Annotated in this window: 9 protein-coding genes; 3 read left to right on the top strand and 6 right to left on the bottom strand. The window is 72.9% G+C overall.

Annotation, left to right across the window (positions count from 1 at the left end):
* The first annotated feature begins 122 nt into the window (after positions 1 to 122).
* Genes ASE20_RS07255 through ASE20_RS07245 form a run of 3 tightly spaced genes read left to right on the top strand, consistent with a single transcriptional unit; the run spans position 123 to position 2524 of the window.
* Positions 123 to 863: a hypothetical protein gene (locus ASE20_RS07255; protein WP_056893910.1), complete on the top strand. Its 741-nt coding sequence runs from the start codon at positions 123 to 125 to the stop codon at positions 861 to 863.
* A 24-nt stretch (positions 864 to 887) separates the two neighbouring features.
* Positions 888 to 1664, top strand: a complete 777-nt coding sequence (locus tag ASE20_RS07250; protein WP_056893909.1) for an MBL fold metallo-hydrolase — start codon at positions 888 to 890, stop codon at positions 1662 to 1664.
* 20 nt (positions 1665 to 1684) lie between these two features.
* Positions 1685 to 2524, top strand: coding sequence for a DUF3097 domain-containing protein (locus ASE20_RS07245; RefSeq protein WP_225868975.1), 840 nt, complete (start codon positions 1685 to 1687; stop codon positions 2522 to 2524).
* 33 nt (positions 2525 to 2557) lie between these two features.
* Here ASE20_RS07245 and ASE20_RS07240 read toward each other — a convergent pair whose 3' ends face one another.
* The 6 genes from ASE20_RS07240 to ASE20_RS07215 form a co-directional block, all read right to left on the bottom strand.
* A complete protein-coding gene (locus tag ASE20_RS07240; protein WP_225868974.1) occupies positions 2558 to 2818 on the bottom strand; it encodes a DUF6752 domain-containing protein in 261 nt (86 codons plus the stop codon).
* Positions 2815 to 4383, bottom strand: a complete 1569-nt coding sequence (locus ASE20_RS07235) for a class I SAM-dependent methyltransferase (protein WP_056893908.1) — start codon at positions 4381 to 4383, stop codon at positions 2815 to 2817. The genes ASE20_RS07240 and ASE20_RS07235 overlap by 4 nt, the downstream gene beginning before the upstream one ends.
* A complete protein-coding gene (locus ASE20_RS07230) occupies positions 4380 to 4805 on the bottom strand; it encodes an adenylyltransferase/cytidyltransferase family protein (protein ID WP_056893907.1) in 426 nt (141 codons plus the stop codon). Before ASE20_RS07230 ends, ASE20_RS07235 begins: the two co-directional genes overlap by 4 nt.
* 94 nt (positions 4806 to 4899) lie before the next feature.
* Entirely contained in the window at positions 4900 to 5322 is a 423-nt protein-coding gene (locus ASE20_RS07225) for a TM2 domain-containing protein (protein WP_056893906.1), read from the bottom strand.
* 36 nt (positions 5323 to 5358) lie between these two features.
* On the bottom strand, positions 5359 to 6564 hold the full coding sequence (gene hemW, locus ASE20_RS07220; RefSeq protein WP_056893905.1) for a radical SAM family heme chaperone HemW: 1206 nt from the start codon (positions 6562 to 6564) through the stop codon (positions 5359 to 5361).
* A 29-nt stretch (positions 6565 to 6593) separates the two neighbouring features.
* On the bottom strand, positions 6594 to 7484 hold the full coding sequence (locus ASE20_RS07215; protein ID WP_056893904.1) for a hypothetical protein: 891 nt from the start codon (positions 7482 to 7484) through the stop codon (positions 6594 to 6596).
* Positions 7485 to 7645 lie beyond the last annotated feature (161 nt).

Raw genomic sequence — 7645 nt, 5'->3', positions numbered from 1 at the left:
GAGTGCCAAGCCTACCTGCGCGGCGGGCGAACGGCAGGACCGACGGCACGAGGCTTCCCCCACGTCGTTCGACGAGATAGGTTAGGCTCACCTAATCCCATCGTCGAACCCAGGAGTCCGCCATGTCCCTCGACCCCGGCATCGACGCCGGCCGCGCCGACGTCCACCGGCTGGCGGCCGCCGCCCGGAGCATCCTGGCGTGCCCGGCCGACGTACGGCTGGTGGTCGACGGCATCGACGACGTCACCGAGGGTCTCGAGGACGCGCACCTGGAGATGCAGGACCACGGCGGGCGGCCGGTCTTCGCCTGCCCCGCCGACGCCGCGCTGGCGATCGCCGCGACGGACGGGCGCGGCGCCCTGCTGACCCTGCACAGCGGCCTGGGCCGGGCGGGCTCGCCGGACCGCGACGCCACGCTCACCCTCTCCGGGCGCCTCGAGGCCGCCGGACTCGAGGAGTGCGAGTGCTGCACCGAGGTCAGGATGCGGGTGCTGCTCCACCTCGACTTCGCGCTGCTCGCCCGCGAGGGCGACGGGCCCGACCACGCCCGGATCCGGGTCCCGCTCACGGCGTTCACCTCGCGCGCCCACGACCTCAACCGCGGCTTCCTCCAGCGCTCGACCGAGCACGCCAACCACTGCCACCAGGACGAGCTGCGCCGCGCCGTCGCGACCCGCACCGGCACCCGGCTCGGCGAGGTCGTCGGGGTCCACCTCGCCGACCTGCGGGCCAACGGCGTCGTCCTGCAGTGGGTCGACCCGACCGGCTCCCACGAGGCCGTGCTCGCCTTCCCCCGCGCCGCCCACAGCGCCCAGGACCTCGGCGAGCTGCTGCGCTCGGAGCTGCACGCCGGACTCTGCTGAGCCCGGTCCCGCTACGGTGAGCGGGTGCCGTTCACCGAAGTCGCCGACCGCGTCTGGCAGCTCCGCGTCCCGTCGTACGACGTCAACCTGACCGTCGTCGGCGGCGAGCGCGGGCTCGTCGTGGTCGACACCCTGGCCACCGCGGCCGAGGCGCGCGCCGCCATCAACGCGATCGGCGACCTGCGCGCCGGCTCGGTGGTCGCCGTCGTGAACACGCACGCCCACTTCGACCACGTGCTCGGCAACGCCACCTTCCGCGACCAGTACGACGACCCGCCGGTCCACGCGACCGAGGACGCCGCCGCCGCGACCGACCCCGAGGCCCCGCCTGCCGACCACGTCTTCTCGAGCGCGGCCGTCATCGACCTCGGGGACCGCCAGCTCGAGCTCGTGCACCCCGGCCGCGGCCACACCTCGGGCGACCTCGTCGTCCGGGTCCCCGACGCCGACGTGGTGCTGATCGGCGACCTCGTCGAGGAGTCCGCTCCCCCGTCGCTGGGCTCCGACTCGTACCCCCTCGACTGGCCGCAGACCCTCGACCTCGTGCTCGGGCTGATCACGCCGGGCACGGTCGTCGTCCCCGGTCACGGCGCCGTGGTCGACCGCCGCTTCGTCGAGCAGCAGTGCGACGACCTCAGGGCCGTCGCCGAGACGATCCGCGACCTGGCGACCCGCGGCGTCCCCGAGGACGAGGCGCTCGCCGGCGCCGAGTGGCCCTTCCCCCGCGACGCACTGCACCACGCGATCCCCCGTGGGTACGCGCAATTGCCACGGGCGCGCCGCCAGCTGCCGCTGGTCTGACCCGCCTAAGGTGGTCCGTCGTGGATCGCTACGGGACCGATGTGCTGGCCGGGGACTGGAAGGTCCCGAAGCGGGGTCGGGCGGTGGAGACGCCCGCCGACCCGGGCATCGTGGTCGAGGAGGTCACGACCGACTGGTGCGGCGAGGTGGTCGCCGTCGACCGCGACCTGGACACGGTGACCCTCGAGGACCGGCGCGGCAAGCGTCGCACCTTCCCCCTCGGGCCGGGCTTCCTGCTCGACGGCAAGCCGGTCGTGCTGACCGCCCCGATCACCCAGGCCGGCCCGGTGAGGCCGACCCGTACCGCCAGCGGCTCGATCGCCGTCCACGACGCGAAGGCGCGGGTGGCCCGCGCCAGCAGGATCTTCGTCGAGGGCCGCCACGACGCCGAGCTGGTCGAGAAGGTCTGGGGCGACGACCTGCGGATCGAGGGGGTGGTCGTGGAGTACCTCGGCGGCGTCGACGACCTCGCCGACCACCTGCGCCACTTCAAGCCCGGCCCGAACCGCCGCGTCGGCGTCCTCGTCGACCACCTCGTGGCCGGCTCCAAGGAGAGTCGGATCGCCCAGGGCATCGCGAAGTCGCCCGTCGGCAAGGACGTGCTGATCGTCGGGCACCCGTTCATCGACATCTGGCAGGCCGTCAAGCCCGAGCGCCTCGGGTTCCAGGCCTGGCCGAAGGTCCCCCGCGACATCGACTGGAAGAAGGGCACCTGCCAGCAGCTCGGCTGGCCGCACCGCGACCAGGCCGACATCGCGCGGGCGTGGAAGCACATCCTCGGCGGGGTGCGCGGCTTCCAGGACCTCGACCCGCAGCTGCTGGGGCGGGTCGAGGAGCTGATCGACTTCGTGACTCAGTGATTTGGCCGTCGCTCCGCTCCAGCTGATCGGCGGCTACAACCCCTGCTGGTAGCGGGCGAGGACCTCGTCGACCCGGTCCTGGTCGCGGGCGTCGAGCGGGATCAGCAGTTCGGCGACCACGTCGGTGAGCTCGGCGATGCGGCGGTTGAGCTGACGGCTCTCCTGGGCCTCGGCCTCGAGCACGCGGACCCGCTCGCGCAGGCTGGCGCGGGCGCGGATCCGGTCGACGACCGGGGCGGGGAGTCGGTGCTTGGCCTGCTCGCGCACGCGCGTGCGGAGGTCGTGGGTGCTCATCGGTCGTCCTTCGTGTTCCGTGCGGGCCAGGCGGCCCGGATCCTGCAGATGGCGGGGTCGTCGCCGCCGAGCAGGTCCTCACCCGGTACGACGACCAGCTCCTCGACCACGCCGCCCGCGGCCTCGATCGCGGCCTGCACGCGGGCCGGGTCGACCCGGCGGACCAGGCCCTCGGGGGCGAGCGGGGTCCCGGCGGCACCGTCGGGACCGTCGTGGGTCGCCGAGAACTCCAGGAACAGGCGACCGCCACCGGGGCGCAGGGCCATCCGGGCCAGTCGCCAGAGCTGGTCGAGAGCGGGGTCGTCGAGGCAGCCGATCAGCTGCCGGGCGTAGAGGTGGTGCGGGTCGCGGGCCAACCGGGTGCCGTGCAGGAGGGTCGAGCGGAGCTCGCCCAGGATCAGCTGGTCGGCGTCGACGTCGACGCCGTGGCGCGCCGCCTTGCGGCGGACCATCGTGACGGCTGCGCGCGAGAAGTCGACCGCGCCGGTGCGGTGGCCCCTGCGCGCGAACCAGAGCGCGTCGCGGCCGGTCCCGGTCCCGACGTCGAGCACGGGCAGCTCGCCGAGCTGCGGCGCCACCCAGCGCGCGAAGGGCGAGGGCCCACGCGGCACCGAGCGGACGTCCGGGCCAGTCACGAAGCCGGTCCACAGGCCCATCTCGGCCCGGAAGCCACGCAGCCACCCGTCCAGGCGACGCACGCCGGCCGGCGGGTCGGCGTACCGGAAGGAAGGGTCGGGCGTGCGCCAGTCGAGCCCGTAGAGGAAGGCGAGCATCGCCTCCGGGTCGCGCGGCGCGGGGAACTCGTGGCCGTGCAACTCGATGGTCGAGAACGGCTCGATCGCCGAGCGCGGCAGGTCGCCGCTGCGGTTGCCGAGCTGGAAGAAGGTGTCGCCGACGTGGAAGGCGACGAAGACGTCGATGTGGCACAGCCGGCCGTCGGAGAGCGGCAGCAGCAGCTTGATGTCGCCGCCGGACATGCGCAGCAGGTTCCAGCCGCGGGCCCGCATCGCGCGCGAGATCCGGTAGGACTCGGTGATGATGTCGGCCGGCGAGGTGTGGTCCGACAGGTAGCAGAGGTCGGTGTCGGAGTCGTGCGCGAGCATCCGGCCCTCGCGGATCGCACCGAGCAGGGCGCCGTAGTTGAGGTAGGCCTTGACCCCGGCGTGCTCGCGCAGGTCGTCGATGGCCCGGCGGGTGCCGGCCATGATCTCCTCACGCACCTCCTCCGCTGTCGCCTCGAACGAGCGCGTCAGGTGGCCGACCTTGTCGACGCACAGCCGGTTGCCCGCGCGGTCCACCACCGCCAGCGGACCGTCGCCGGCCCCCAGGCCGACCTCGGCGTCGTAGAGCACCTCGGCACCGGTCGTGTCCGTGACGCGGACCCGGCCACGGCCGGAGAGGTACGGACGCAGCACGCCCGGCCACGGCACCAGCACTCCCCCGAGCTGGCGCACGCCGTCGCGCTCGGGCGTCAGCGACCACACGTAGTGGCCGTCGATCTCGACGAGGAAGGGCCGCGACGCGGCCGGGAGGAGGATGCCGTCGTCGGAGACGACCGTACTCACGAGGCGCCGCGGTGCGCCAGCGCCTTGCGCAGCGCGGTCGAGGAGGTCTGCAGCGTGTAGGGGAAGTAGGTCACCTCGACGCCGAGGGCCGCCATGTCCTGCTCCAGGCGCCGGCCCTTGGCCGTGCCGGCCCAGTCGTCGCCCTTGAAGATCCGGTGGAAGCCCACGTCGCGCCAGGACTCGGTCTTGCTGGCCGTGCGCTCGGCGTAGACGGCGTCCACGATGCCGATCGCGTCGACGATCTCGAGCCGCTCCTCGAGCGGGACGGTCGGCACGATGCCCTTCGTCTCGAGGCAGACCTCGTCGGCGACGACCCCCGCCACCAGCACGTCGCACCACTGGCGCGCCTGCCGCAGCGCGTTGAGGTGACCGATGTGGAACAGGTCGAAGGCACCCGGCACGTAGCCGATCACGGGACCCATCGAAGCCTCCTTCGGGTGGCGCCGACCTTCGGCACTTAAAACTAGTGTATCACTAGAGTTAATGCCGATTGAATCGGCGCCCGGAGGCGCGGGGTCACCGCAGCGGTCGGCCCTCGGAGTCCGTGGGACGACCGGTCAGCAGCAGGATCCCGTCGATCATCGACCAGATGCCCCCGATGCCGCAGGTCACCAGCGAGACGAGCAGCTGAGCGATGCCGGTGCCGGTGTCGCCGATGTAGAACCGGCCGATGCCGAAGGGCAGCAGGATCTGCAGCACGCCCGCGACGACCTTCTGCTTCTCCGAGTACGGGACGCCGGTCACCGGGTCGACGCCCCACGGCGCTGCCGGCGAGAAGCCGTAGCCGGTCGGGCCGGGCGCGCCGTAGGGCTGGTACGGCGAGGGAGCACCCTGGGGCGGCGGGGCGCCGTACGGCGGCGGGGTCGGCTGCCCCTGCGCGGAGGGGTCCTGCGGCTGGTGGGGGTCCTGCCCGGGCGACTGCGGGTAGCTGTCCGACATGGCGCAGAGCCTAGAGGAGTCAGTCCACCGGAGGAGTCAGTCGAGCAGCGTGCGCACCACGGCGTCGGCCAGCAGCCGGCCGCGGCGAGTCAGCACGACCCGGTCGGCCCGGTCCTCGACGAGGTCCTCGGCAACGAGCCGCGGCAGCGCGGAGGTGTCGTCGAGCACCGCGACGTCGAGGCCCTCGCGCAGGCGCACCTCGAGCAGCACCCGCTCCACCTGCCGGGTCTGCTCGTCGAGCACCTCGCGGGCGTGGGCCGGGCTGTGGCCGGCGGCCAGGCGGCCGGCGTAGGCCGCCGGGTGCTTGACGTTCCACCAGCGCACGCCGCCGAGGTGGGAGTGCGCGCCGGGCCCGATCCCCCACCAGCCGGCACCGGCCCAGTAGCCGAGGTTGTGGCGGCAGCGGGCGGCGTCGTCGCGGGCCCAGTTGGAGACCTCGTACCAGCCGAGGCCGGCCGCCGTCAGCCGCTCGTCGGCCTGGACGTACTTGTCGGCGAGGTCGTCCTCGTCGGGCATCGGCAGCTCGCCACGACGCACCCGCCGGGCGAGGGCGGTGCCGTCCTCGACGATGAGGGAGTACGCCGACACGTGGTCGGGGGCGCAGGCCAGGGCCGCGTCGAGGCTGGCCTCCCAGTCCTCGGCGCTCTCCCCCGGCGTGCCGTAGATCAGGTCGAGGCTGATCTGCTCGAAGCCGGCGGCACGCGCTGCCTCGACCACGCGCGGCACCCGCTCGGGGTCGTGCGTGCGGTCCAGCACCGCCAGCACCGAAGGCACGGCGGACTGCATGCCGAAGGAGACCCGGGTGTAGCCGGCCTCCCGCAGCTCGGTGAGGTAGGCGAGATCGACCGAGTCGGGGTTGGCCTCCGTGGTGACCTCGGCGCCCGGCGCCAGCCCGAACTCGTCGTCGATCGCCCGCAGCATCCGGCCGAGGTCGGCGGGCGGCAGCAGGGTCGGCGTACCGCCACCCAGGAAGACGGTATCGACCGACCGCTCCCGCTCACCGAGCACGCGGCGGGCCAGGCGCACCTCGGCGACGGCCTGGTCGGCGTACGACGACCGGGAGACACCGGGACCGAGCTCCTCGGCCGTGTAGGTGTTGAAGTCGCAGTAGCCGCACCGGACCCTGCAGAAGGGCACGTGGACGTAGAACCCGAAGGGAACCTCACCCAGCGCGGCGAGCGCCTGCTCGGGAAGCGATCCGTCGGTCGGGACGGGATCCCCCTCGGGCAATGCGGACGGCACGGGGCCATCCTCTCAGGTCGCCGCCGCGGTCACACCGGGACGTTGAGGGTGACCGTGTAGCCCTCGCTCACCGAGCCGGTCACCTTCGCCAGCTGCAGGGAGTAGCCGTCGCTGAAGATGCCGTCGGAGTCGAGCGCGACCTGCGCGAGGTTGCTGACGCTCTGCTCGTAGCCGTCGGTGGCGTAGACGTCGTTGCACACGTCCTCGGGCAGTGCGAGCTGGGAGGTGCGCAGCTTGTTCTCCGCGCTCGTCGCCTTGGCCAGGCTCTCGTAGACCTCGAAGTGCATGTGCGGCCAGCGACCGGAGTAGCAGGCGGGGAAGATGGTGGTGAAGGTCAGGTTGCCGTCGTCGTCGGCCTCCTGCACGCCGCGCAGGTAGTTCTCGTCGGCGATCTCGTCGTCGTACATCGAGTAGCGGCCCTCGCGGTCGCAGTGCCAGAGGTAGACCGCAGCGCCGGCGAGCGGCGTCACCGTTTCGCCGTTGAGGTCGTAGACCTTGAGCTTCACGGTCGTCGCGACGCCCTCGGCGACGCCCGAGCCCGAGCCGAAGCTGGAGGTGAGATCGCTGCGCACGATGCCCGACTCGGTCAGCACGTTGGGCCCGTTGCTCCCGTCGCCCGGGTAGGGCCCGGCCGTCTCCTCGGGGATCTCGCCCTCGGCGACCTCGACGCCGGCGTCCGCGCCCATCGCCCCACCACCGTCGGGCGGGTTGCCGCCGGGGCCCGGCGCGGCGGCCGTCGTGGAGCTGCTCGGCGTACCGCTGGATGCGGCGGTCGTGTCGTCCGACCCGCAGGCGGTCAGCGCCGCGGCGGCGCCGGCCCCGCCCAGGATGCCGAGCAGCCCACGACGCGCCATGAACTTCGGCAGGTCGTGGGACAGCCCGAGGTCGTGCTCTTCGGTCTCGTCAGCGTGGTGGCTCATGCCCCGAGCCTGCGGTCGTTGCCTGTGCGGTTCCTGTGGGCGGGCTGTCGTCCGCTGACGAGGCGCCAGTTTCACCGGCCGGCCGGTGTTTCTCCCGTGCCTGGACGACAAAACTCACGCTTGGACGACGAAGTTTCGGCTCTTCTGCTGCATGTGTGGGT

This window comes from Nocardioides sp. Root240 (assembly GCF_001428825.1).
Lineage (GTDB): Bacteria > Actinomycetota > Actinomycetes > Propionibacteriales > Nocardioidaceae > Nocardioides.
The sequence above is the reverse complement of the archived record's forward strand: the minus strand, read 5'-3'. Positions and strand labels throughout refer to the sequence as shown.